Below are 23669 nucleotides of genomic sequence, written 5' to 3' on the forward strand. Positions count from 1 at the left end.
GGTGGGCCGTGGCCGCCCTCAGGCGAGCAGGGCGCAGGTGATCAGGGCGGCGGTGGTGGCCGTTTCCACCAGGGCGCCGAGAACGTCCCCGGTGATCCCGCCCAGCCGCCGCCTCGCGTGCCCGAGCAGGGCCATGGCCGCCGCCAGCCCCGCCACCACGGCCGAGGGCAGCACCACCGCGACCGGCAGCAGGCCTCGCGAGCTGCCGGTCACCGCGACCGGCAGGGGGCTTTGCGAGATGCCGGTCATGAGGGGCAGCGACAGGACGAGGGCCAGGGCCAGGGTGGCGAGGGTGGCGGTCCAGCGGGCGGCGGGCCGTACCGTGGCGGCGACCATGGCGCCCAGACCGTCGGGGCGGGCGGCGGGGACGCCCGCCCGGCAGGCCCACGTGAGCGCCAGCCGTCCTGTGGCGCAGGCCGTGACCAGGGACGCCGCCCCCAGCCACGCGGGCAGGCCGGACAGGGCGGCGGCCTGGATGAGCAGGGTGAGGACCAGCGTCACCACCCCAAAGGGCCCGATGTCCGACTTTTTCATGATGTCGAGGGCCTGGGGCGCGGGCTTGCCGCTGCCCAGCCCGTCGGCGAGGTCGGCCAGGCCGTCCAGGTGCAGGCCCCGGGTGAGAACGGCGAGCAGCCCCAGCGACAGCGCGGCGGCCAGGAGCGGCGGCCCCGGCGACACCAGCGGCAGCAGCAACGGCACCGCCGCCACCACGCCCAGGGCCAGCCCGGCCAGGGGCGCCAGCGCCATCGCCCGCCCGGCCACCTCCCGGTCCACCCGGGAGACCCGCACCGGGAAGACCGACAGCGTGCCGATCGCGAACCTCAGCCCGTCCACGGTCAGAACAACTCGTCGATCAGCCGGTAGTAGGCCAGCTTGGCCTCGTCGGGCGCCTGCGGCCCATAGGCGGACAGGAAGGCGGCCACGGCCGCCGGACCGAAATCGCCGCTCAGGTCCCGCAGCGCGATGGCCAGGTCCCGGTGGCGGTCGGCCACGCCCAGCCGCGCCAGGTCGATGAGCACGCCGTTCGCCATCACGTTGGACGGGGTGAAGTCGCCGTGGGCCACGACCAGATCCTCCCCCTCCGGCCGCTCGGCGAGCAGCCGCTCGTAGACCTGCGTGGGCGTGCGGCCGAGGTTGTCGTCGTCGAAGTCGCCCGCGTCCACCCGCCCCTCGACGACGTTGCGCCGCGCCTGGGCGAGCAGCACGTCCAGCCGCCCGTCGAAAGGACAGTCCGTCACGGGTACGGCATGCAGCGCCCGCAACGCCCTGCCCATGGCCGCGCCGACGCCCGGATCGTCCGTTCCCTCGGCGGCGGCCAGCGTCTCCACCCCGGTGTCGCCGGTGACCAGCACGTCGCCCTCGAACGCCGCCACCTCCGCCACCCCCGCCCGCTCCCGCAGCCACACGAGCCGCGCGTGCTCGGCCACCGCCTCCGGCCCCCGGCGGACGAAGTACGAGCCCGCCCGCGCCAGCGACCCGCTGGCGCCGTCGTGGTCGAGGTCCCACTCGGGCTCCGCGCCCAGGAGCGCGGAGACGGAAGGCGGCAGCGGCGCCGCGAGCCCCTCCACGTCCACCTCCACGTCCACCTCCGCGTCCACCTCCGCGAACAGCTCCGCCTCCGGCATCTCACCGGACTCCGGGCCCGCTTCCGGCGCATGGCCGGGTTCCCGGCCCGCTTCCGGCGCGGGGCCGAACTTCCGGCGGAGCTCCAGCGCCTCGCCAAGCGCCTGCCTGGCCGCCTCGGGGCGCCCCTGCCCGGCCAGGGTCCAGCCCAGGCGCAGCAGCGGCAGGGCGGCCATCTCGGGCGCCTGCGCCCTGGCCAGCTCCAGCGCCATCCGGCAGATCAGCTCCGAGCCCGGCAGGTCGCCTTCGTGCCGGTACACCTCGGCGAGGTCGACCCGGGCGGCGATCACCTGGCGGGGCGACCCGGCCAGCTCCACCGCGCGCCGCAGGTGCCCGGCCGCCCGCTCGTACTCGCCCAGCGCCAGCAGCGCCACACCCAGCGCCCGCAGCGACCCGTGATCGGCGGCCTCGCCGGACGGGGCCCGCTCCACCAGCGCGCGGAGTTTCGGATGGTCCGCAACGGCCATCCGCCGCCGCGCGTCGTAGGTGATCAGTTGGCGGACCTTGTCACTTAGCATGATTGAGGACGTTATCGTGGCCGGATGCACGTGCTGGAACTCGAAGGTGTCGGTGTCCGTGTCGTCGGCAAGACTCTGCTGTCCTCGATCGACTGGCGGGTCGAATTCGGCGAGCACTGGGTGGTGCTCGGCCCCAACGGCGCGGGGAAGACCACCCTGTTGTCGCTGGCCTCGGCCGTACGCCACCCGACCGAGGGGTCGGTCCACGTGCTCGGCCACCGCCTCGGCCGGGTGGACCTGCGCGAGCTGCGCCGCCACATCGGCCTCGTCGCCGCCAGCCAGCGGCTCGTCGACGAGAGCCTGATGGAGGACGAGGACGCCACCGCGCTCACCGTGGTCCTCACCGGGCACACCGGAACCAGCGTTCCGCTGTGGGACAAACTGGGCGAGGCCGAGCGCGATCGCGCCCTGCGCCTGCTGGCCGACCTCGGCTGCAAGGACCTGGCCGACCGGGAGTTCCGCGTCTGCTCGCAGGGGGAGCGGGCGCGGGTGCGCATCGCCAGGGCGCTCATGGCCGACCCGGCCGTCCTGCTGCTCGACGAGCCGGCCGCCGGCCTCGACCTGCCCGCCCGCGAGGACCTCATCTCCGCGATCGAGGACCTGGCCGCCACCCGCCCCGTCCTCACCACGGTCACGGTCACCCACCACCTGGAGGAGGTGCCGGCCACGACCACGCACGCGATGCTCATGAAGGACGCCCGCGTCCTCGCCGCCGGCCCCGTCGACGCGGTCCTGACCCCGGACAACCTCTCGGACTGCTTCGGCCGCCCGCTACACGCCGACCGTCTCGACGGCCGCTGGTACGCCCGCGCCGTCCGCCCCTGACAGCAGCAGCTCGGTCAGCCTGTCCACGTACGGCCGCGCCGCCCCGCCCCGCCGCCGGGAGGTGGCCACCCCGATGAACCGCGACGGGCTGGGCGCCTCCAGCGCGAGCGCGACCAGATCGGAAGCGCCGTTCAGGGCGATCTCCGGGACGAGCGCCACCCCGACGCCCGCCGACACGAGCGACTGCGCGAAGAAATAGTCGGTGGCGCTGCACGAGACCCGCAGCTCGAACCCGGCCAGCGCCGCGTACTGCCGCAGCAGATCCATGGTCTTGATGCAGCCGAGCACCCAGCGCTCCCCGCTCAGCTCGCCCAGGGCCACCCGCTCCCGCCCGGCCAGACGGTGCCCGCGCGGCAGGACCACGCGCAGGGGATCGCGTGCCAGCGGCGTCCAGTCGAGTCCCGAGCGGTCGCCGGGCCGGGCGGGCGGCAGGCCGTCGAAGTGGTAGCCGAGCGCCAGATCGGCCCGGCCCGCGCGGACCAGCGGGAGCGAGTCCTCGGGCTCGCGTTCGAGGATGGTGAGCTCCACCTCGGGATGTTCGGCCACGAACGTGGCCAGCGCCTTGGGCAGCACCGCCCGGCCGCCGCTGGTGAACGCGGCCACGGTCAGCTGGGCCCGCTCGGCCGACAGGCGGTCGATGCGCTCCTGGGCGTCGCTCAGCTCGGCGGCGATGGCGTCGGCCGCCTCCACGAGCATGCGGCCGGGTTCGGTCAGCGTCACTCCCCGGGTGCTGCGCTGGACCACGGCGACGCCGAGCCCGCGTTCGAGCGCGGCGATCTGCTGGGAGACCGCCGACGGCGTGAAGCGCAGGGCGCCGGCGGCGCGGTTGAAGCTGCCGTGCTTGGCCACCTCGCGCAGGATGCTCAGCCGGTGAACGTCGATCAACAGTTCTCCTAATGACCGATTGAGTAGGTCGTCACTACCACTGTCGACTATACGGTCGGCATGCTGGCCGCATGAACGAGATCTGCGTCATCGGCGGCAGCCGCTACTTCGGCCGGCGGCTGGTCGAGAACCTGCGCGACCACGGAGCTCGCGTCACCGTCGTCAACCGGGGCTCGTCCGCGCCGCCCGAGGGGGTCACCCACCTGCGCGCCGACCGGGGTGACGAGGAGGCCATGCGGCTGGCGCTGGGCGGCCGTACCTTCGACGTCGTCGTCGACCAGGTCTGCTACACCCCGGGGCACGCCGCCGTCGCCCGCCGGGTCTTCGAGGGCAGGACCCGGCGGTACGTGATGACCTCCACGGTCGAGGTCTACGCCGATCTCGGCGGCGGCGGGCCGTACCGGGAGGACGCGCTCGACCTGACGGCCGAGATCGTCCACAAGGACCTGCTCCGCAGCGGGGAACGTCCCTATGGCGCGGAGAAGCGGCTGGCCGAGGCGTTGCTGGCGCGGCCGGCGGAGTACGTGTTCGCGTCCGTGCGGACCGCCCACGTGCTCGGCGGAGACGACTTCACCGGGCGGCTCGAGCACTACGTCCGGCGGGTCGACGCGGGGCTTCCCGTCGGGATCTGCGCCGATCCGCGTCCCGCCTCCTTCATCGAGGAGCGTGAGATCGCCGCCTTCCTGGCCTGGGCCGCGCTCGGCGACTTCGGCGGGCCGGTCAACGCCTGCTCCCACGGCACGCTCGACGTCAGGCGGCTGTGCGAGGCGATCGGGCGGCCGCTCTACACGCGCGGGGAGTCGCCGTACTCCTTCGAGCGCGACTACACCATGGACAACGGCCGGGCCACGGCGCTCGGCTTCACGTTCTCGAACGTCGGCGACTGGCTGCCCGGCGTCGTGGAGGAGGCACGCGCATGCGTCTGATCGGAGCCGTCAAGGTCGGAGCGGTGGGGTTCGGGGCGATGCCGTTGTCCGTCGAGGGCCGGCCGGAGGAGGGGCGGGCGCTGGCCACCGTCCACGCGGCGCTGGACGCCGGGGTCACGCTCATCGACACCGCCGACTCCTACCACTGGCACGCGCACGAGACCGGGCACAACGAGCGGCTCCTCGCGCGGGCCCTGGCCGCCTACGGCCCCGCCGACGTGCTCGTGGCCACCAAGGGCGGGCGCGGGCGTCCGGGAGACGGCTCGTGGACCGTCGACGGCGACCCCCGCCACCTGCGCCGGGCCTGCGAGGCGTCGTTGCGGCGCCTGGGTGCCGAGGCGATCGGCCTCTACCAGCTGCACAAGCCCGACCCGGCGGTGCCGTTCGCGGAGTCCGTCGGGGCGCTGCGCGACCTGCTGGACGAGGGGAAGATCCGCATGGCCGGGATCTCCAACGTGGACACCGGCCAGATCCGGCAGGCCGCCGCCATCCTCGGAGGGCGGCTGGCCTCGGTGCAGAACCGCTTCTCGCCCGCGGCGCCGGAGGGGATCGGGGAGCTGCGGCTGTGCGCGGAGCTGGGCATCGCGTTCCTGCCCTGGAGCCCGCTTGGCGGCATCTCCCCCAGCGCCCTGGACGCCGGAACCGCCGCCCCGGGCTCCAGCGCGGCCGGGGCCGCCGTCCCGGGGCCCGGCGCCTTCCACGAGGTCGCAGCCGAGCGCGGGGTCAGCCCGCAACGGGTCTGCCTGGCGTGGCACCTCGCGCTCGCGCCGAACGTGATCCCCATCCCCGGCGCCACCAGGCCCGCCTCCATCGGGGACTCGGCCGCCGCCGCCGATCTCGTGCTGACCGCCGGCGAGCTGGCCCGCCTCCCGTGATCACAGGGGCAGCAGCCGCCCGGCGACCACCAGCGCCACGTACTCGGACTCGGCCGCCAGCCGTTCGTTGAGCTTGCCCAGGACGTCGCGGAAGGCCCGCCCGCTCGCGGTCGACGGCACCACGCCCAGGCCCACCTCGTCCGAGACGGCCACGATCGCGACCGGCGTCCGCCGCCACGCCTCGACCAGCTCGTCGCAGCGCCGCCAGACGGGCTCACGCGGACCCTCCCAGGCCCCGTGCTCGTCGAACACCGCCGCCACCCACGTCCCCAGCCCGTCCACCAGCAGCGGCGTGGTGGCCGCCGCGACGGTCCCGGCCAGGTCCGTGGTCTCGGCGGTCTCCCAGTGCGCGGGCCGCCGCTCCCGGTGCGCGCGCACCCGCGCCGCCCACTCGCCGTCACCGGCCCCCGACGGCCCGGTCGCCACGTACGTCACGTGCGGCTCGGCCGCCAGCCGCAGCTCGGCCTCGGCCGACTTGCCCGACCGCGACCCGCCCAGCAGCAGCGTCCTGCGCGGGTGCGGGACCCGCGCGGGGCCGGGCAGGTCAAGGACCGTTCCATCCGGTACGGCCCGCGCCCCCCACAACTCCAGCCGCCTGCCCAGCTCCTCCTCCGAGCGGACCCGGTGATCAAGCCCCACGGCCACGACCTGCGCGCGCTCGGCGACCATCCCGGCCCGGCGCAGCTCCCCGAGCCGCTCCGGCCGTCCGAGCAGATCGAGCAGCACCACGTCGTACGGCCCGCCCGGCTCACCGCACGCCAGAGCGGCGTCCGGCTCGTACAGCAGCCGCACCCCTCCGAGCACGTGCGAGCCCGGCGACAGGGGCCGTCCGTCCACGAGCACCTCGGCGGGCCGCCGCCGGCCGCCGGGCAGGGTCAGGCAGGAGGCGCACGGGCAGCCGGGTTCCGGGCGGCCGCGCGGCCCCGCCGTACCGGAGAGCACGATCTTCACCGTCCGGAGCCTAGCGCCGGACGCGCGGGCGTCAGGAGCGGGCGTCAGGAGCGGGCGTCAGGAGCGGGTGCCGTGGGCGGCGGGCCTGGCGCGGCGGCGGGTGGCGACGAGGACGCCGCCCGCCAGCAGGACCAGGACGCCGGCCCCGCCGAGGATCAGCGGCAGCGGCGGCCCGCCCGGTGAGGACGCGGCCGCGGGCGCCGAGGCCTCGGTGCCGCCCTTCTCCTGCGCGGGGTAGTCGTCGACCGCCACGACCCGCCCCTGCGCGTCCACGCGCGTCCTGGCGGCCTGGGCGAGCAGTTGCGCGGCGGTCGCCTCCGTGGCGCCCCGCACACAGGTGCGGATCGGCGCGGGGGGACGCTCGCCCGGGTAGGCGTCGTTGTCGGCGTCGCCGAAGTCCACGAGCACGGCGACGCGCTTGCCGTCGCCGCCGGCCCGCTGCCCGCACACGGTGGTGAAGTCGGCCAGTTCGCCGCCGGGCGGCTCGGCGGCGGTGCCGTCGGGGGAGGCGGCGAAGCGCCAGCCGGCCACGTCGCCGTCGGAGGGCACGTCGGCGGGGGCGGCGGCCAGCCAGGCGGTGCCGTCGCTCTCCCATACGCTCCAGACGCGCACGGCGTTCGGATCGGGCGCCCCCGGCACGGGATCGCCGGGTGAGACCGGCGGAGTGGCGAGGGCGGGAACGGTGAGGATGGCCAGTGCCGCCGCCGCACTTCCCGCGGCAACACGAATTCTGCGCAGCATCGAATGACCTCCAGCTGGGGAGTAGGGTTCCATAACCGTCGGAAGGTGCACCGGCGAACCCGCGGAAAAAGGAGCGTATGGCATGACATGGCGGTGGCGTTATGAAAATGCAAATGGTGGTGAGGTAACCGACCGCCCATTGCCGCGAGAAGTCTTTCCGAGCCAGGCCGATGCCGAGTCCTGGCTCGGGGAAAACTACCGTGAGCTGCTCGAAGCCGGTGTCGAACAAGTTGCGTTGCTGGAAGAGGACCGTGTCGAATACACGGGAATGACATTGCGCTCGGAGTAACGAAAAACCCCTTGAGTGACTCAAGGGGTTTTTGTTTTCCGCCGGGACGACGTCAAAAGACGTCAGGGGCGCTTCTCCGGGCTGACCGTCCTGGCCGGGTCGCGCTCCACGATCGGGCCCAGCGCGTCGTCGATGCGCTTCAGCACCTCCGCGTCGAGCTTGACGCCGACGGCCTTCACGTTGTCGCGCACCTGCTCGGGGCGGGTGGCGCCGACGATGGCGCTGGCCACGTTCGGGTTCTGCAGGACCCAGGCGACGGCGAGCTGGGCCATGGTGAGGCCCAGGTCGGCGGCGATCGGCTTGAGCTCCTGCACGCGGGTGAGCACGTCGTCGTCAAGGAATCGGGAGATGAACCCGGCGCCCGACTCGGAGGTGGCGCGCGAGCCCGCGGGCGGCGGGCGGCCGGGCAGGTACTTGCCGCTCAGCACGCCCTGGGCGATCGGCGACCAGACGATCTGGCTGACGCCTTCCTTCTCGCTCAGCGGCACGACCTCCGCCTCGATGACCCGCCACAGCGCCGAGTACTGCGGCTGGTTCGACACGATCCGGTCGAAGCCCATCTCGTCGGCGATCCTCAACGCCTGGGCGATCTGGCCGGCGGTCCACTCGCTGACGCCCACGTACAGGACCTTGCCCTGGCGTACCAGGTCGTCGAAGGTCTTGAGCGTCTCCTCGAGCGGTGTCGAGTTGTCGAAGCGGTGCGCCTGGTAGAGGTCGACGTAGTCGGTCTGCAGGCGGCGCAGCGAGCCGTGGACGGACTCGGTGATGTGCTTGCGCGACAGCCCGCGGTCGTTCGGCCCGGGGCCGGTGGGCCAGTAGACCTTGGTGAAGATCTCGAGCGACTCCCTGCGCACACCCTTGAGCGCCCGTCCGAGGACCTCCTCGGCCTTCGTGCCCGCGTAGACGTCGGCGGTGTCGAAGGTGGTGATGCCCTCGTCGAGCGCAGCCCGCACGCACAGCTTGGCGGCGTCCTCCTCGACCTGTGAGCCGTGGGTGATCCAGTTGCCGTAGCTGATCTCGCTGACCAGGAGACCGCTGCGGCCGAGGTGACGGAATTCCATACGTCCGACCTTAGGTGCTCTGGGCGGGGCGCCCCGCCACCGGGCCGTCCGGGCGGAGTTTTCGGGATAGGGTGCCCGGCGTGCTGAAGCTCGTGCGGGTCGCGCTGACGGCCGCGATTCTGGTCGCACTGGGGGTACGGCTGCGCCGCCGCGCCAGGAGGCCGAGCCCGGCGCCCCCTCCCGCTCCCCGGCCGGTGGAGGTCCGGGAGAAGACGGGCATGTGGCTCGCCTGGGCGGTCATCGCGGCGGTGGTCGCGGTGGTCCTGGCCGTGGCGCTGATCCCCGCGCAGGGCCGGGACCGGGCCGAAGGGACGGACCAGGAGGAACCCGGGCGGGCGCTCGCCCCGAACTCGCATGAGCAGGGGATGCCGGCCGCGACGCCCGCCGCCGCGGAGACGACACCGTCCCCTGCGGAGACGACACCGTCCCCCGCGGAGGCCACGCCGTCAGCCGGGGAGGCCACGCCGCAGGCGCTCGCCGGGCCTGCCACGTGCACCCCCGCCAGGCGGCCGGTGGCGGTCCGGCCCATCGACCCGGCGGTGAAGCGGCAGGTCACGAGGGAATGGCGCAGGATCGAGCGCTGGCTCAAGGCGAACGCCCCCACCACCTACCGCACGCTGGGCGGCCCGGGACGGGCGCGCACGATCGCGGTAGCCGAGTCGCAGATGGGCGTGAACTTCCCCGACGACCTGCGGGCCTCCCTGCTGCGCCACAACGGCGGCAACGACGTGATCGCCGGCGGCCTCGACCTGACGATCAGGCAGATCCGCGACACCTGGCGCGGGCAGTGCCGCGTGGAAGGGGAGTGGTGGCAGGCTCCCCGGATGATCCCGTTCCAGTACCGATGGTCGGGGCGCTGGGCCGTGGTCGACGCCGCGTCACACAACGTGAGCTGGGACGACGACGTCGCGGGCTTCGGCCTCGACGCGGACCCCACGCCCGTCACCTTCCTGCTGCGCACCACCGCGGACGTGCTGGAACGCGGTGGTGACGTCGCCGGTTGGACGCCGAAGGCGGAGCGCGGAGTACTCCAGTGGGAGCTGGAGTACCTGGAATACTGACCGCGCCGCCGTACCGGAAAAAGATCTCCTACTTCTTGGGCGGGACGGGCCTGCCGCCGGGAAGAAGCTGGGGCGGCGGGAAGCGCAGCTTGCGGATCTGCAGCGCCCGCATCGCGGCGTAGAACCCGACGCCCTTCATGGGCTCGTTCGGGAACTTGGCCGCCGCCTCCTTCTTGACCTTCCAGGAGACGTACACCGACGTGAACAGCACGCCGACCATCATGATCGGCCAGCCCGTCAGCATCACCCAGTAAAGGACGACCTCCCGCTGGCCGGCCGGCCAGGGAATCCAGGTCAGCAGCAGGATGAGCAGGGAGAACGGCAGGAAGTACTGGCTGGGCAGGCGGCGCGAGTCGACCCAGTCACGGGCGAACTTGCGCGCGGGCCCCCGGTCACGGACCGGGAAGTACTTCTCGTCACCGGCCAGCATGCCCTTTCTGGCACGGTCGCGCTCGGCGGCCTGTTTCGCCCGCGCGGCGCGGTAGGCCTCCTTGCGGTCCTTCGGCGCGGAGACCGGCTGGCGCCTTCTGCCTTCGGCATCCCGGCGCTTGGGTGTGGGACGACCCTTACCCTGGGGTTTAGGATCGTCAGCGGGGACGGGGGTGTCGTCCACGGAGGTTTGGGAACGGCGTCGCAACACGTCGTCAACCCTACCTGTACTGCAACTTAGTGACGCCCTCGTGCGTTATGCGTAGGGTAATCCCAAGGCGGCTGCGCTGCAGTGGGTGACCAACAGCACGACCTAAGAAGGGGACGGCCGACGCGCATGAGCGTGATGAAGAGACTTTCGATGATCTTCAAGTCCAAGGCCAACAAGGCCCTGGACAAAATGGAGGATCCGCGCGAGACCCTCGACTATTCGTACCAGCGCCAGCTTGAGCTGCTGCAGAAGGTACGCAGGGGCGTGGCCGACGTCGCCACCTCCCGTAAGCGGGTCGAGCTGCAGATCAATGGACTGGAGCAGCAATCCAGGAAGCTGGAGGACCAGGGCCGCAAGGCGCTGTCCGTTGGCCGTGAGGACCTCGCGCGTGAGGCGCTGAGCCGTCGCTCCGGTCTGCAGACGCAGATCGCCGATCTGCGCATCCAGCACGACAACCTTCAGGGCGAGGAGGAGAAGCTCACCACGGCCTCCCAGCGCCTGCAGGCCAAGGTCGACTCCTTCCGCACGAAGAAGGAGACGATCAAGGCGACCTACACGGCCGCCGAGGCGCAGACGCGCATCAACGAGGCTTTCTCCGGCATCTCCGAGGAGATGGGCGACGTCGGCCTGGCGATCCAGCGTGCCGAGGACAAGACCGCGCAGATGCAGGCGCGGGCGGGGGCGATCGACGAGCTGCTGGCCAGCGGCGCGCTCGACGACTTCAGCGGCACCCGTGGCGACGACATCCAGAACGAGCTCGACCGCATGGGCGGCGGCATGGACGTCGAGCTCGAGCTGGCCCGCATGAAGGCCGAGCTCGGCCAGGGCCCGGCGCCGCAGGGCTCGATCGAGCAGGGGCAGCCGCAGCAGGCCCAGCAGCCTCAGCCGCAGGCCCAGCCGCAGCAGCAGCCCCAGACCCAGCAGCTTCCCAGGCAGGGGGATGGAGCATGATCGTACGGATCATGGGCGAGGGTCAGGTGGAGATCTCCGCCGACGACATCGCCGTCCTGAACCAGCTGGACAGCGAGCTTGAGTCGGCCATCGAGGCCAACGACGAGGAGAACTTCCGAGTACGGCTGCACGCCCTGCTCGACAAGGTGCGCCATGTGGGCAAGGCGCTTTCCGACGACAGCCTTGAGCCGTCAGAGCTGATCCTTCCCCCCGCGGACGCCTCGATCGAGGAAGTCCGGGAGATGCTGGGCGACCAGGGCTTGATCCCTGGTTAACCCGTGCGCACGCGGTTCGCGTCCGACGGCGGCCTGACTCGCCGCATGGTCGTGACGATGTTCCTGCTCGGGTTGCTCTACGTTGCTTTCGTCGGCGTTCTCATCGCTTTGGGGGTGAGGGCGCTGACCGTGTTGGTCATCGCCGGTGTCATGCTGTTCGCGCAGTACTTCCTGTCCGACCGGATCGCCTTGTTCGCGATGGGCGGGCGGGAAGTATCTCCGCAGGAGGCGCCAGAACTCCACGGCCTGATCGACCGGCTGTGCGCGCTGGCCGACATGCCCAAGCCGCGCGTGGCCATCGCCGACTCCGATGTGCCCAACGCCTTCGCGACCGGCCGCAACCAGAAGAAGGCCGTGATCTGCGTCACGACGGGCCTCCTGCGCCGCCTTGAGCCGCAGGAGCTCGAAGGAGTGCTGGCCCACGAACTCTCGCACGTCGCCCACCGCGACGTCGCGGTGATGACGATCGCCTCGTTCCTCGGCATCGTGGCCGGGCTGATGACCCGCTTCGCCCTCTACGCCGGCCTCGGCGGGCGCAGCCGTGACGACCGGGGCGGCCTGCCCGTCGGCCTGATCATCCTGCTCGTCTCCATCCTTGTCTACGCGGTCAGCTTCCTGCTGACCAGAGCCCTGTCGCGCTACCGCGAGCTGGCCGCCGACCGCGCCGGGGCCCTGCTCACGCAGCGGCCGAGCGCGCTGGCCAGCGCCCTGACCAAGGTGAGCGGGGAGATGGCCAGGATCCCGACCCGCGACCTGCGCGCGGCGGAGCCGTTCAACGCCTTCTACTTCGCCCCGGCGCTGTCGAAGGGGCAGTCGCTGGCGAACCTGTTCGCCACGCACCCGCCGCTGCAGAAGCGCCTGGACAACCTGGCCAAGATCTCGGCGGAGCTGGGCCGATGAAGTGGCTCGACTCCCTCCTGGGCCGGACGAAGGCCGCCGAACCCAACCTCGACGCGCTGTTCGCGCTGCCGTCGGCCGCGGTGACGCTGCGGGCCGCGACCGGGCTGGCGCCCACCGGGCTCGGCTCGGTGAGCTTCCGCGCGGCCGAGGGCGGCGCGTTCGCCACGCTGGAGAGCGACGTGCGCGCGCTGCTGGGCGAGCGCGTCGAGCGCTCCACGGACGCCTACGGCTACACCTGGCTCCTGGTACGGCGGGCTCCGTCCGACCTCAGCGACCTGGTCACCGAACTCCACGCGGTGAACTCCTCGCTGGAGGGCGCCGGGTTCGGCCCGTCGCTGCTGTGCTCGCTGGTGTCCTTCGCCGACCCGGCCGGCCGCCGCATGGCCGTGGTCTACCTCTACAAGCGCGGTACCTTCTACCCGTTCGCCCCGCGGCCGGGCGAGCGCCGGGACAACGCGCTCGAACTCCAGGCCAGGGGCGCGCTGGCCGGTGAGCTGCCGATCGAGGAGGATCTGTCGCGCTGGTTCCCGGTCTGGGGCGCGCCCGGTCTCTGAGATGGTGCCCCGGAGCGCCGGAATTGTCACGCAGAGTGATCTAATGGCGACGTGGAGCGTCGTCTGATCATGGTCTCGGCCTGCGCCTTCTTCGTCGCGGGCGTGGTGTACAGCGCCTGGGTGCCGGGCCAGTTCGCCAGCCCGGCGGTCGACTCGGCCGAGGGCTACCTCAGTGAGCTGGCCGCCCGCGACCAGCCCTGGTCGCGGCTGTTCCGGCTGGCCGACGTGCTGGCCGGGCTGGCCGTCGTGATCGGCGTCGCGCTCGCGCCCAGGGCGCCCGCCGCGTGGGGCGGCTGGCTGGCCTTGGCGCTGTTCGGGGTGTTCACGGTCGCCGACGGCGCGCTGCCGCTGGACTGCGCGGTCGTCAGCGATCCCGCGTGCGCGCGCGGCCCGCTCTCGCTGCCGCACCACCTCCACACGCTCACCAGCACGCTCGCCTCCGTCGCCGCCCTGGCCGCGATGGTGGAGCTGGCCAGGAGCTGGCGTACGCGCGCCGCCGTCTTCCTGGCCGGGGCGTACGTGCTGGCCAGCGTGCTCACGCTGGCCGCGGTCACCGCCGCCCACCTCATCGGGGTGGCCCAGCGCGTCCAGGTCCTGGTGATCGCGCTCTGGCTGGTGTACGTGGCCGCGCGCCTGCTGGCCGCGCCCCAGCCCGTCCGGGACGAGAGCCGCCCGCACGTGGTCGAGGACGGCCGCGGCCCCGCCGTCCTGGTGGCGGCCGGGATGGGCGGCGCCTGGTTCCACTGGGACGCCGTGGCCGCCGGGCTCGCCTCCGCGCACCGCGTGATCCGCTTCGACCGTCCCGGACTCGGCCGCAGCCCCGCCCCCCAGACCCCGCCCACCCTGTACGGCGAGGCCGCCCGCCTGGCCGCGCTGGCCCCCTCCCACCCCGAGAAGGTGGCGGTGATCGCCCATTCCGTGGCCGCCTGGCACGCCGAGGCCTTCGCCCGCCTGCACCCGCTGCGTGTCTCCCGCGTGGTCCTGGTGGACCCGAGCTGCCGCACGAAGCCGGGCCGCGGCACCTCGGCCCCCGGCAGGGCGCTGGGCCGCTGGCTGCCGGCCTTCGGCGGCACGTGGGCCGCCGCGGCGCTGGCGCGCTGCTTCGGTCCGCTGGCGCACCGGCTGGCCGGTGGCGGGCCCGACCTGGCGGGCGTCTACCGCGAGGGCAAGGTGCTGGCGGCGGTCGCGGGGGAGTGGCTGGCCTACCGGGACATGGCCGCCGAGCTGGAGCTGATCCGGCGGGAGCATCCCTATCCGCGGGTGCCGACGCTGGTGATCACGGCCGGGCGTACCGACGGCTGCCACGAGCGGCTGGCCGACGCGCTCGGCGCGGACCTGCTGCGGCTGCCGCGGGCCGGGCACCAGGTCCAGCTTGACGCTCCCGAGGCCATCACCAGGTCATTTAACGGAAAGTAGCCGGGTATATCCGGCCAATGACGACGCGCTGGAGGTGGGTGCCGAAGGTCCTGGCCGGGATCCTCGCCGCCCTGGCCGTCTACTGCGCGCTGATCGCGCTGGTCCGGCCCCTGCGCGCGCTGCTGCGGCCGGTCACCGACACCTTCAACGACCTCGTCTTCCCCGCCGAGCCCAACCTCGCCTACGCCGTCTTCCTGGCCCTGCTGGCCGGGGCCGTCGCCCGGCGCAAGCGGGCCGCGTACCGGCTGATGCTGGTCTTCCTGATCTTCACGCTGGTCCTGCTGGCGCTCTACTGGCTGATCGTCTGGCTGGAGCCGGCGGCGGGCGAGGACTACCCGCTCTGGAGGGTCGCGGTCAACCTCGGCGTCACGCTCGTCCTGCTCGTGCTGCTGGTGGCCGCGCGTGCGGAGTTCTTCGCCAAGACCCAGCGGGCCGCCTTCCGCAAGGCCCTGCTCACGCTCGTGGCCGGGCTGCTGGTCTCGGTCGGGGTGGGGTACGCGCTGATCAGCGCCTTCCACGGCACGCTCCGGCGGCAGGACCGGCTGCCGTGGGTGATCGAGAAGGCGCTCGGCGGCGCGATCACGCTCGACTTCGACCGCGAGGGGCACGGGCCGGCCTGGGTGGCGTTCACGATCGGGCTGCTGAGTGCGATCGCGCTGCTGTGGGCGTTCGCGGTGCTGTTCCGCTCGCAGTGGGCCATCGCCGAACTGCTGCCCGGCGACGAGGCCAGGCTCCGCGAACTGCTGGCCGCCGCGGGCGAGCGCGACTCGCTCGGCTACTTCGCCACCCGCCGCGACCGGGCCGCGATCTTCTCGCCGAGCGGCAAGAGCGCGATCTCCTACCGCGTCGTCAGCGGGGTGAGCCTGGCGGGCGGCGACCCGATCGGCGATGTGGAGGCGTGGGAGCCGGCCATCGCCCGCTGGCGGCGCCAGGCCGAGGAGTACGGCTGGACGCCCGCCGCCATCGGCGCCGGCGAGGACGGCGCCCGCGCCTACGCCCGCGCCGGGCTCAAGATCCTGCAACTCGGCGACGAGGCGATCCTGCACGTGGCCGCCTTCACCCTGGACGGCCGCGAGATGCGCGGCGTGCGGCAGGCGGTCAACCGGGTCGGGCGCGCCGGATACACGCTGCGGGTACGCCGGCACGCCGAGCTGTCACCCGAGGAGATGCGCAGCGTCATCGCCAAGGCCGACGCCTGGCGCGACACCGAGACCGAGCGCGGCTTCTCCATGGCGCTCGGCCGGCTCGGCGACCCGGCCGACGGCCGCTGCGTGCTCGTCGAGGCGCTCACCGCCGGCGGGGACGAGGCGGCGATCCTGTCGTTCGTCCCGTGGGGCGAGCGCGGCCTCTCGCTCGACCTCATGCGCCGCGACCGGGGCGCCGACAACGGGCTCATGGAGTTCATGGTCGCCGGCCTGGTCGAACGGGCGGCCGAGCTGGGCGTCGAGCGGATCTCGCTCAACTTCGCCGTCTTCCGCGCCGCCTTCGAGGAGGGCGCCAGGATCGGGGCGGGCCCGGTGCTGCGGGCGTGGCGGCGGCTGCTGCTGTTCTTCTCGCGCTGGTGGCAGCTGGAGTCGCTCTACCGGTCGAACGTGAAGTACCGGCCCGAGTGGGTGCCGCGCTTCCTCGCCTACGCCGACACCCGCGACCTGCCCAAGGTCGGGCTGGCCTCGGCGGTGGCCGAGGGGTTCCTGGCCGGTCCGAGCCTGCCCACGCTGCTGCGGCGCGGTGAGGGCCGGGCGGCCGGGTCCGTGACGCCGGTCGCCCTCGAAGCGACCGCCGCCGAGGTCGCGCCCGCGGCCACGCGCTCCGCCGGGCCGCCGGAGCAGGACGGGGTCCGGGCGGGGAAGCTGGCGCTGGTGGCGGAGCCGTACCCGGTGAACTTCCCGCGCACGCACACGACGGCGCAGGCCGGGCGGGTCGGCGAGACGGTGGCGGTGGCCGGGCGGGTGATGCTGGTGCGTGACCACGGCGGCATCCTGTTCGCGACGCTGCGCGACTGGGCGGGGGAGCGGCAGCTCATGGTCACCGACCCGGAGCTGCTGGCGCGCTGGCGGCGCGTCGTGGACCTCGGCGACCACGTCGGGGTCAGCGGGCGGGTCGAGCGCTCCGGCACGGGCGAGGTCTCCGTGCTGGCCCAGGACTGGACGCTGACCGGCAAGTGCCTGCACCCCCTGCCCGACAAGCACCGCGGGCTGACCGACCCCGAGGCCCGCGTGCGCCGCCGCCACCTCGACCTGATCACCTCGCCCGCCGCGCGGGAGATGCTGCGGGTACGGGCCGCCGCCGTCCGGGCCCTGCGCGACGGCCTGGTACGGCGGGGCTTCCTGGAGGTCGAGACCCCCATCCTGCAGCCAGTGCACGGCGGGGCGAGCGCACGCCCGTTCCGCACCCACATCAATGCCTACGACCTGGACCTGTACCTGCGGATCGCGCCCGAGCTCTACCTCAAGCGGCTGTGCGTGGGCGGGGTGGAGCGGGTGTTCGAGCTGGGCAGGACGTTCAGGAACGAGGGGGTGTCGTACAAGCACAACCCGGAGTTCACCATGCTGGAGGCCTATCAGGCGTACGCCGACTACCGGGACATGCTGGACCTGGCCCGCTCGCTGATCCAGGAAGCGGCCCAGGCGGCGCTGGGCGGACTGGTCGTGCGAGGGGCGGACATCTCGGGCGAGTGGCCGGTCGTCCCGGTCAACCGGGCGATCTCCGCTGCCGCCGGTGAGGAGGTGGGCGCGGCCACCGGGGCGCCGGAGCTGAGGAAGCTCTGCGACCGGCTCGGCGTGCCGTACCACCCGGAGTGGCGGCGCGGGGAGCTGGTCCTGGAGCTGTATGAGCGGCTGGTCGAGGCGCGGACCACCGCGCCCGTCTTCTACGTCGACTTCCCCGCCGACGTCTCGCCGCTGACGCGCCCGCACCGCGACGACCCCCGGCTGGCCGAGCGCTGGGACCTGGTGGCGTTCGGGGCGGAGCTGGGCACCGCCTACTCCGAGCTGACCGACCCGGCCGAGCAGCGGCGGCGGCTGGCCGAGCAGTCGTCGCTGGCCGCCGGCGGCGATCCCGAGGCGATGGAGCTGGACGAGGACTTCCTGGCCGCGCTGGAGTACGCGATGCCGCCGACCGGCGGGCTCGGCCTCGGCGTGGACCGGCTCGTCATGCTCCTGACCGGCGCGCCCATCCGCCAGACGCTGCCTTTCCCGCTGGTACGTCCCGCAAAGAGATGACGAGATTGCCAGACACCCACCACAATGGCCGGGAAAGTCGCCAAATGTGGGGGTGGGGATGCCGGAGCTCGTTGCCCTGCGGGCGGGAGACCCCGGCAGGGTCGGGGCCTACAACCTGACCGGCCGCCTGGGCGAGGGCGGACAGGGCACCGTCTACCTCGGCGAGGACTCCGCCGGCGTCAGGGTCGCCGTCAAGCTGCTCCGCGCCGACCTGGCCGGGGACGAGGACGCCTCCGAACGTTTCGTCCGCGAGGTCGCCATGGCCCGCCGGGTCGCGCCCTTCTGCACCGCCCAGGTGATCGAGACCGGGCTGCTGAACGGCCGGCCGTACATCGTCAGCGAGTACATCGACGGGCCGACGCTCCACGAGGTCGTCCAGCGGGAGGGGCCGCGCTCCGGCCCCGCGCTGCACCGCCTGGCGATCGGCACCGTCACCGCGCTCGTCGCGATCCACCAGGCCGGGATCGTGCACCGCGACTTCAAGCCGTCCAACGTGGTGCTCGCCCCCGACGGCCCGCGGGTGATCGACTTCGGGATCGCCAAGGCGCTCGACCTCACCTCCACGCTCACCGCCACCGCCATCGGCACACCCGCGTTCATGGCGCCGGAGCAGCTCACCGACGCGGTGCCCGGCCCACGGGCGGACATGCACGCGTGGGCCTCGACGATGCTGTACGCCGCCACCGGGCACACGCCCTTCGGGGCCGACAGCCTGCCCGCCATGGTCAACCGCATCCTCAACGCGGCGCCCGACATCAGCGGCATCGCCGATCCGCAGCTGCGCGCGCTCGTCCAGGACTGCCTGGCCAAGGACCCGAACCGGCGGCCGAGCGCGGGGGACGCGCTGATGCGCCTGCTGGGGCACGCGCCGGGCGGCCCGTTCGGGCAGGGGCCCGACTCGGGCCCGCAGCCGCCCGGCCTGCTGGTCGAGGGCACGGCCGTGGCCGCGGGGCCGGGCGGAGCCGCGGGGCCGGGCGGAGCGCCGTTCGCGCCCCCGGACGCCCGCCCCTACACCGGCCCCGCCGGGACGCCGCCGGGCTCCGGGGCACCGCCGCACACCGGGACGCCGCCGGTCCCCGGTACGCCGCAGCACACCGGCATGCGGGGTCCCGGGATGCCGCCGCGGCAGGGCGTCCCGCCGGGGCAGCCGACGCCGCCGCCGGGGATGCCGCACGGACAGCGGATGCCCGGTAAAGGGCCGCCTCCCGGTCAAGGGATGCCCGGTCAAGGGCCGCCTCCCGGGCAGGGGACGTGGGTGGGGCCGCCGGCCGTACCGGCTGCTCATCTGCCGCCCCCGCAGCACTCGCGGCCCATGCGTCAGGCGCCGGCCACCGTGCCGCGCGGCATGCGCACGGGCTGGGTGATCGCGGCGGCCGCCGTCGCGGTGCTGGTGCTGGCGGTCGTCGGCGTGGTCACGGCCACCCGGCTGGCGGGCGGCCCGGTGACGACCTCCGCCACCCCCAGGACGTCGCGCCCGGCCACGCCCGCCCCCACCACCCAGAACCCCACGCCGCCACCGGTGGCCTCCAAGCGGTTCACGCTGCCGGGAACGGTGGTGACGGTCGAGGAGCACGAGGACGATCCGATCAAGCTGGTCTCCTACAGCGCCGACAGCGGCAAGCGCGTCTACGTCAGAAAGGCGGGCGCCGACCGCTTCGTGCTCAACCGCGCCTACTTCGAGTACGCGCTCAACACCACCGGCGCCCGCGCCCTGGCCACCGACGCCGACTACAGCAGCGACGGCTACTCCCAGGTCTCGATCGTCGAGCACGTCACCGGCGTCAAGCGCACGATCAAGCTGACCGCCGCCCCCGTCTACCCGAGCGCGCCGCGCTGGTCGCCGGACGGCAGGCTGGGCCTGTTCACCCTGTACAAGGCCACCGACAACGACAGCGTCCCGTACGGCTACGCCATCCTCGACATCGCCACCGGCAAGCCACGCGTCTTCCAGATCAAGGACGTCGACACCAGCACCTACGACTACTTCTGGGACGGCGACGGCGAGTCCGTCGGCACGTGGGCGAACGGCGACATGCGCTTCTTCGATCTCGAAGGCAAGCCCGTCACCCGCACCCTGCCGGACGGCGGCCACCCGCTGTGGGTCGAGAGCGACGTGCTGTCGCCCTCGGGCACCCACTACCTCGCCTACTGCGACGAGGCGGGCAGCAGCCTGTGCGCCAAGCCCGTCACCGGCCAGGGCGAGAGCAGGCCGCCCATCCCGGTCCAGACCAACCGGCTGATCGGCTGGTGGGACGAGGACCACGTGGCGATCTGGCGCGTGCACGCCGGCGGCTACCAGGCCGTGGTCGTCGACATGAAGGGCGACACGAAGCGGATCCTGGCCACCGCGCCCAAGAAGAAGGACTTCGACGCCATGGGCTTCCTCTACACGCGAGGAGCACACTAGGCGCTTAGGATCAAGAAGCTCCGGACGCCTCGAAGGGGGTACACGTGGACAGCCAGCAGATCACCGTGCTCGGTCAGGGCGCGGTCTCGGCCGCCCCCGACGCCATGCGGCTCAACGCCGGCGTCGAGGTGCGCAAGGCGAGCGCCGGTGAGGCCTTCGCCGCCGTCCGGGCCGCCGCGGTGCGGCTCCTGCGGACGCTGGCCGAGGCGGGCTTGGCCGCCAAGGACCTGCGCACCAGCGAGCTGTCGCTGGGGCCCGAGTACGAGAACTACCCGAAGATCTCCGCCTACCGCGCCGCCCAGGGCGTCGAGGCGGTGGTGCGCGACCTGTCGCAGGCCGACCGGATCATCGACCTCGTGGCGGGGGTCGGCGAGGAGGCCAGGCTCAACGGCGTGAGCTTCGAGATCTCCGACCCGGTCGCGGCGCTCAGGGACGCGCGCGACCGGGCCTTCAAGGACGCCAGGGCCAAGGCGGAGCAGTACGCGGGCCTGGCGGGCCGCCCGCTCGGCCAGGTCGTGTCCGTCAGCGAGGAGGCCGACGCCCCGCCGCGGCCGATGATGATGGCCGCGGCGGCCATGGCCGACCAGTCCTCGATCAGCCCGGGTGAGCAGTCCGTCACGGTGTCGGTCCGGGTCGTCTACGCCTTCGGCTGAGCCGTTACGGCAGCGCCAGCATGCGGTCGAGGGCGATCTTGGCCCAGTGGGCGGTGTCCCCGTCGACCGTGATCTGGTTGACCGTCTCGCCGAGGGCGAGCGACTCCAGCGCCCACACCAGGTGGGGCAGATCGATCCGGTTCATGGTGGAGCAGTAGCAGACCGTCTTGTCCAGGAACGAGACGCTCTTGTCGGGGAACATCTGGGCCAGCCGCTTGACCAGGTTCAGCTCGGTGCCGATGGCCCAGCTGGACCCGGCCGGAGCGGCCTGGAGCGTCTTGATGATGTACTCGGTCGAGCCCACCTGGTCGGCCTTCAGCACCACCTCGTGGCGGCACTCCGGGTGCACCAGCACGTTGACGCCGGGGATGCGGGCCCGCACGTCGTCCACGGACTCGGCGGTGAAGCGCCCGTGCACCGAGCAGTGGCCCTTCCACAGGATCATCTTCGCCTCGGCGACCTTGCCCATGTCGTTGGGCCGGTGCGGGTTCCACACCACGCAGTCCTCCAGCGACATGCCCATCTCCAGCACCGCGGTGTTGCGCCCGAGGTGCTGGTCGGGCAGGAACAGCACCTGCTTGCCCTGCTCGAAAGCCCACTCCAGAGCCCGCCTGGCGTTGGAGGACGTGCAGACGACGCCGCCGTGCCGTCCGCAGAAGGCCTTGATGTCGGCGCTGGAGTTCATGTAGGTGACGGGCACGACGTCGCCGGCCAGCCCCGCGTCCTCCAGCGCCTCCCAGCACTCCTCCACCTGGTCGAAGGTGGCCATGTCGGCCATCGAGCACCCGGCCGCCAGGTCCGGCAGGACCACACGCTGATCCGGCCCGGTCAGGATGTCGGCCGACTCGGCCATGAAGTGCACGCCGCAGAAGACGATGAACTCCGCCTCGGGCCGGGCGGCCGCCTGCTGGGCCAGCTTGAAGGAGTCGCCGGTCACGTCGGCGAACTGGATGACCTCGTCGCGCTGGTAGTGGTGGCCGAGCACGAACACGCGCTCGCCCAGCGCCTCCTTCGCCTTGCGCGCCCGTTCGACCAGGTCAGGGTCGGAGGCGGCGGGAAGCTCGCCGGGACAGTCGACGCCGCGCTCGCTGCCCGCGTCGGCGCTCCTGCCAAGGATGAACAGCTGGGTGGTGGTCATGGCCGAACCCCTTATCGTCGGATTGACGATACTCATGATGACATACCCTTCCCTGCGCTTTGCCGTACCCCACCCCTTTTGAGGGGGTACGGTCGGCCGCACGGACGGTGGGGAATGTGAAGAGGCCTGCCGGTGTTGCTAACGTCTTAGTAGGAAGTCAGAAACAGACCGCGGGAGTTCGCACATGACGGTTGAGAGCAGCGAGACCACGACGCAGGGCCTGATCCTGACCGACGCGGCCTCGGCCAAGGTCAAGAGCCTGCTGGAGCAGCAGGGTGAGGAAGGCCTGCAGCTGCGGGTGGCCGTCCAGCCCGGTGGCTGTTCCGGCCTGCGCTACCAGCTCTTCTTCGACGACCGTTCGATGGACGGCGACGTGGTGACCGACTTCGGCGGCGTCGGTGTCGTGACGGACCGGATGAGCGCGCCGTACCTGCTGGGCGCGACGATCGACTTCGTCGACACCATTGAGAAGCAGGGCTTCACCATCGACAACCCCAACGCCACCGGCTCCTGCGCCTGTGGCGACTCCTTCAACTAAGAAGGCGTCCGCGCCGATCCGCCCCGGACCGCCTGAGGGCGCCGGGGCTGTGGTCGTCGTCCAGCCGGTCTGGTGGCCGGTTGGTGGGAGGCCGCGTTCACCTTGGTGTGGACGTGGCCTTCGCATATCCTCGTGAGGCTCTACTTGGCCTGCAGACAACGAGGAAGAAGAATCCCGTGCGCATCGCCGTCACCGGCTCCATCGCGACAGACCATCTGATGACGTTCCCAGGAAGCTTCGGCGATCAGCTCATCGCCGAACAACTGGATCGGGTGTCACTTTCGTTCCTGGTCGACGACCTGCAGATCCGGCGGGGAGGCTGTGCGGCGAACATCGCGTTCGGCATGGGCTGCCTGGGCTTGACCCCCATCCTGGTGGGCGCGGTCGGCTCCGACTTCGCCGACTACCGCTCCTGGCTGGAGCGCCACGGCGTCGACTGCGACTCGGTGCACGTGTCGGAGACTCACCACACCGCCAGGTTCCTGTGCACCACCGACGAGCACCACAACCAGATCGCCTCCTTCTACACGGGCGCGATGGCCGAGGCCAGGAACATCGAGCTGCAGCCGACCGCCGCCCGCGTGGGCGCGCTCGACCTGGTGCTGATCAGCCCCAACGACCCCGACGCGATGCTCAGGCACACCGACGAGTGCCGCCAGCGGGGCATCCCGTTCGCCGCCGACATCTCCCAGCAGCTGGCCCGCATGGCCGACGAGCAGATCCGTCAGCTCGTCGACGGGGCCGCGTACCTCTTCTCCAACGACTACGAGAAGGGGCTCATCGAGCAGAAGACCGGCTGGTCCGACGAGGAGATCCTGGACCGCGTGGGCGTGCGCATCACCACGCTGGGCCCGAAGGGCGCGGTCATCGCGCGCAAGGGCGAGCCGTCCATCCAGGTCGCGCCCGCGCCCGAGCTCGGCAAGGCCGACCCGACCGGCGTCGGCGACGCCTTCCGCGCGGGCTTCCTGTCGGCATTGGCGTGGGGCCTGTCGCTGGAGCGCTGCGGCCAGGTGGGCAACCTCACCGCCACGCACGTGCTGGAGCGCGTCGGCGGCCAGGAGTACGAACTGGGCCAGAAGTCCTTCCTGGAGCGCTTCACGGCCGCCTACGGCGCCGAGGCGGCCGCCGAGATCTCCGGCCACGTCACGTGCCACTACGCCTGACGACGGCATCGGGCGCGGCCGTCAACGCCGCGCCCGCTCCCTCCCCGGTACGGCCCGG

23 protein-coding genes are annotated in these 23669 nt (G+C 72.7%); 15 read left to right on the forward strand and 8 right to left on the reverse strand.

Annotated features, from left to right (window positions below; translation table 11 throughout):
• Window positions 1-18: 18 nt before the first annotated feature.
• Window positions 19-834: an adenosylcobinamide-GDP ribazoletransferase gene (locus ACIBHY_RS01115; RefSeq protein ID WP_397305564.1), complete on the reverse strand. Its 816-nt coding sequence runs from the start codon at window positions 832-834 to the stop codon at window positions 19-21.
• Window positions 835-836: 2 nt separating this feature from the next.
• Window positions 837-2141 carry a phosphotransferase gene (locus ACIBHY_RS01120; protein WP_397305565.1) on the reverse strand — a complete coding sequence of 435 codons (1305 nt, stop codon included), beginning with the start codon at window positions 2139-2141 and terminating at the stop codon, window positions 837-839.
• A gap of 24 nt (window positions 2142-2165) precedes the next feature.
• On the opposite strand from ACIBHY_RS01120, the gene ACIBHY_RS01125 reads away from it, so the two are divergent.
• On the forward strand, window positions 2166-2966 hold the full coding sequence (locus tag ACIBHY_RS01125; protein WP_397245660.1) for an ABC transporter ATP-binding protein: 801 nt from the start codon (window positions 2166-2168) through the stop codon (window positions 2964-2966).
• Here ACIBHY_RS01125 and ACIBHY_RS01130 read toward each other — a convergent pair.
• A complete protein-coding gene (locus tag ACIBHY_RS01130; RefSeq protein ID WP_397305566.1) occupies window positions 2913-3851 on the reverse strand; it encodes a LysR family transcriptional regulator in 939 nt (312 codons plus the stop codon). The genes ACIBHY_RS01125 and ACIBHY_RS01130 overlap by 54 nt on opposite strands.
• Before the next feature lie 71 nt (window positions 3852-3922).
• Between ACIBHY_RS01130 and ACIBHY_RS01135 the strand changes: the two genes are divergently transcribed.
• Together ACIBHY_RS01135 and ACIBHY_RS01140 are read left to right on the forward strand one after the other, a co-directional pair.
• Window positions 3923-4777: an NAD-dependent epimerase/dehydratase family protein gene (locus ACIBHY_RS01135; RefSeq protein ID WP_397305567.1), complete on the forward strand. Its 855-nt coding sequence runs from the start codon at window positions 3923-3925 to the stop codon at window positions 4775-4777.
• Entirely contained in the window at window positions 4768-5652 is an 885-nt protein-coding gene (locus ACIBHY_RS01140) for an aldo/keto reductase (RefSeq protein WP_397245666.1), read from the forward strand. Before ACIBHY_RS01135 ends, ACIBHY_RS01140 begins: the two co-directional genes overlap by 10 nt.
• Here the strand turns inward: ACIBHY_RS01140 and ACIBHY_RS01145 are convergent, their stop codons facing one another.
• Both ACIBHY_RS01145 and ACIBHY_RS01150 read right to left on the reverse strand, forming a co-directional pair.
• Window positions 5653-6603: a bifunctional adenosylcobinamide kinase/adenosylcobinamide-phosphate guanylyltransferase gene (locus ACIBHY_RS01145; protein ID WP_397245668.1), complete on the reverse strand. Its 951-nt coding sequence runs from the start codon at window positions 6601-6603 to the stop codon at window positions 5653-5655.
• A gap of 57 nt (window positions 6604-6660) precedes the next feature.
• Window positions 6661-7344, reverse strand: coding sequence for an SCO2322 family protein (locus ACIBHY_RS01150; RefSeq protein WP_397305568.1), 684 nt, complete (start codon window positions 7342-7344; stop codon window positions 6661-6663).
• 82 nt (window positions 7345-7426) lie between these two features.
• Here ACIBHY_RS01150 and ACIBHY_RS01155 point away from each other — a divergent pair, with 82 nt between their 5' ends.
• Complete coding sequence (locus tag ACIBHY_RS01155) at window positions 7427-7633, forward strand: hypothetical protein (RefSeq protein ID WP_397245672.1); 207 nt, start codon at window positions 7427-7429, stop codon at window positions 7631-7633.
• Window positions 7634-7695: 62 nt separating this feature from the next.
• Here ACIBHY_RS01155 and ACIBHY_RS01160 read toward each other — a convergent pair whose 3' ends face one another.
• On the reverse strand, window positions 7696-8694 hold the full coding sequence (locus tag ACIBHY_RS01160) for an aldo/keto reductase family protein (RefSeq protein ID WP_397245674.1): 999 nt from the start codon (window positions 8692-8694) through the stop codon (window positions 7696-7698).
• 80 nt (window positions 8695-8774) lie between these two features.
• Between ACIBHY_RS01160 and ACIBHY_RS01165 the strand changes: the two genes are divergently transcribed.
• A complete protein-coding gene (locus tag ACIBHY_RS01165) occupies window positions 8775-9755 on the forward strand; it encodes an SMI1/KNR4 family protein (protein WP_397305569.1) in 981 nt (326 codons plus the stop codon).
• 28 nt (window positions 9756-9783) lie between these two features.
• On the opposite strand, the gene ACIBHY_RS01170 is transcribed toward ACIBHY_RS01165, so the two are convergent.
• Entirely contained in the window at window positions 9784-10395 is a 612-nt protein-coding gene (locus ACIBHY_RS01170; RefSeq protein WP_397105179.1) for a DUF3043 domain-containing protein, read from the reverse strand.
• Between the two features lie 126 nt (window positions 10396-10521).
• Between ACIBHY_RS01170 and ACIBHY_RS01175 the strand changes: the two genes are divergently transcribed.
• The 8 genes from ACIBHY_RS01175 to ACIBHY_RS01210 are packed head-to-tail and all read left to right on the forward strand — an operon-like array spanning window position 10522 to window position 20772.
• The gene (locus ACIBHY_RS01175) at window positions 10522-11346 is read left to right on the forward strand and encodes a PspA/IM30 family protein (protein ID WP_379611584.1); all 825 of its coding nucleotides are present in this window, start codon (window positions 10522-10524) and stop codon (window positions 11344-11346) included.
• Window positions 11343-11621 (forward strand): hypothetical protein, encoded by a 279-nt coding sequence (locus tag ACIBHY_RS01180; protein WP_397245678.1) that lies wholly within the window; start codon window positions 11343-11345, stop codon window positions 11619-11621. Before ACIBHY_RS01175 ends, ACIBHY_RS01180 begins: the two co-directional genes overlap by 4 nt.
• Before the next feature lie 3 nt (window positions 11622-11624).
• Window positions 11625-12521: a zinc metalloprotease HtpX gene (gene htpX, locus ACIBHY_RS01185; protein ID WP_397245680.1), complete on the forward strand. Its 897-nt coding sequence runs from the start codon at window positions 11625-11627 to the stop codon at window positions 12519-12521.
• Window positions 12518-13075, forward strand: a complete 558-nt coding sequence (locus ACIBHY_RS01190) for a hypothetical protein (protein WP_397245682.1) — start codon at window positions 12518-12520, stop codon at window positions 13073-13075. The genes htpX and ACIBHY_RS01190 overlap by 4 nt, the downstream gene beginning before the upstream one ends.
• 51 nt (window positions 13076-13126) lie before the next feature.
• Window positions 13127-14491 carry an alpha/beta fold hydrolase gene (locus tag ACIBHY_RS01195; protein WP_397305570.1) on the forward strand — a complete coding sequence of 455 codons (1365 nt, stop codon included), beginning with the start codon at window positions 13127-13129 and terminating at the stop codon, window positions 14489-14491.
• Window positions 14492-14508: 17 nt separating this feature from the next.
• A complete protein-coding gene (lysX, locus tag ACIBHY_RS01200; RefSeq protein WP_397305571.1) occupies window positions 14509-17712 on the forward strand; it encodes a bifunctional lysylphosphatidylglycerol synthetase/lysine--tRNA ligase LysX in 3204 nt (1067 codons plus the stop codon).
• Between the two features lie 58 nt (window positions 17713-17770).
• Window positions 17771-20119, forward strand: a complete 2349-nt coding sequence (locus ACIBHY_RS01205; protein WP_397305572.1) for a protein kinase — start codon at window positions 17771-17773, stop codon at window positions 20117-20119.
• 44 nt (window positions 20120-20163) lie between these two features.
• Window positions 20164-20772, forward strand: a complete 609-nt coding sequence (locus tag ACIBHY_RS01210) for an SIMPL domain-containing protein (RefSeq protein ID WP_397245690.1) — start codon at window positions 20164-20166, stop codon at window positions 20770-20772.
• A gap of 4 nt (window positions 20773-20776) precedes the next feature.
• Here the strand turns inward: ACIBHY_RS01210 and nadA are convergent, their stop codons facing one another.
• Window positions 20777-21910, reverse strand: a complete 1134-nt coding sequence (gene nadA, locus ACIBHY_RS01215; protein WP_397245692.1) for a quinolinate synthase NadA — start codon at window positions 21908-21910, stop codon at window positions 20777-20779.
• Window positions 21911-22094: 184 nt separating this feature from the next.
• Here nadA and ACIBHY_RS01220 point away from each other — a divergent pair, with 184 nt between their 5' ends.
• Both ACIBHY_RS01220 and ACIBHY_RS01225 read left to right on the forward strand, forming a co-directional pair.
• A complete protein-coding gene (locus ACIBHY_RS01220) occupies window positions 22095-22448 on the forward strand; it encodes an iron-sulfur cluster assembly accessory protein (protein ID WP_184970832.1) in 354 nt (117 codons plus the stop codon).
• Between the two features lie 176 nt (window positions 22449-22624).
• Window positions 22625-23611, forward strand: coding sequence for a carbohydrate kinase family protein (locus ACIBHY_RS01225; RefSeq protein ID WP_397245694.1), 987 nt, complete (start codon window positions 22625-22627; stop codon window positions 23609-23611).
• Window positions 23612-23669: the final 58 nt, after the last annotated feature.

Source organism: Nonomuraea sp. NPDC050547, from assembly GCF_044457345.1.
In the GTDB taxonomy this organism is placed as follows: domain Bacteria; phylum Actinomycetota; class Actinomycetes; order Streptosporangiales; family Streptosporangiaceae; genus Nonomuraea.

Excerpts from the sequence above, each read along its gene's own strand:
- nadA (WP_397245692.1), bottom strand. The coding sequence starts at position 21,910 with ATGACCACCACCCAGCTGTTCATCCTTGGCAGGAGCGCCGACGCGGGC.
- ACIBHY_RS01120 (WP_397305565.1), bottom strand. The coding sequence starts at position 2,141 with ATGCTAAGTGACAAGGTCCGCCAACTGATCACCTACGACGCGCGGCGG.
- ACIBHY_RS01205 (WP_397305572.1), top strand. The coding sequence starts at position 17,771 with ATGCCGGAGCTCGTTGCCCTGCGGGCGGGAGACCCCGGCAGGGTCGGG.
- ACIBHY_RS01180 (WP_397245678.1), top strand. The coding sequence starts at position 11,343 with ATGATCGTACGGATCATGGGCGAGGGTCAGGTGGAGATCTCCGCCGAC.
- ACIBHY_RS01175 (WP_379611584.1), top strand. The coding sequence starts at position 10,522 with ATGAGCGTGATGAAGAGACTTTCGATGATCTTCAAGTCCAAGGCCAAC.
- ACIBHY_RS01125 (WP_397245660.1), top strand. The coding sequence starts at position 2,166 with ATGCACGTGCTGGAACTCGAAGGTGTCGGTGTCCGTGTCGTCGGCAAG.
- ACIBHY_RS01220 (WP_184970832.1), top strand. The coding sequence starts at position 22,095 with ATGACGGTTGAGAGCAGCGAGACCACGACGCAGGGCCTGATCCTGACC.
- ACIBHY_RS01150 (WP_397305568.1), bottom strand. The coding sequence starts at position 7,344 with ATGCTGCGCAGAATTCGTGTTGCCGCGGGAAGTGCGGCGGCGGCACTG.
- ACIBHY_RS01160 (WP_397245674.1), bottom strand. The coding sequence starts at position 8,694 with ATGGAATTCCGTCACCTCGGCCGCAGCGGTCTCCTGGTCAGCGAGATC.
- lysX (WP_397305571.1), top strand. The coding sequence starts at position 14,509 with ATGACGACGCGCTGGAGGTGGGTGCCGAAGGTCCTGGCCGGGATCCTC.
- ACIBHY_RS01155 (WP_397245672.1), top strand. The coding sequence starts at position 7,427 with ATGACATGGCGGTGGCGTTATGAAAATGCAAATGGTGGTGAGGTAACC.
- ACIBHY_RS01140 (WP_397245666.1), top strand. The coding sequence starts at position 4,768 with ATGCGTCTGATCGGAGCCGTCAAGGTCGGAGCGGTGGGGTTCGGGGCG.
- ACIBHY_RS01135 (WP_397305567.1), top strand. The coding sequence starts at position 3,923 with ATGAACGAGATCTGCGTCATCGGCGGCAGCCGCTACTTCGGCCGGCGG.
- ACIBHY_RS01190 (WP_397245682.1), top strand. The coding sequence starts at position 12,518 with ATGAAGTGGCTCGACTCCCTCCTGGGCCGGACGAAGGCCGCCGAACCC.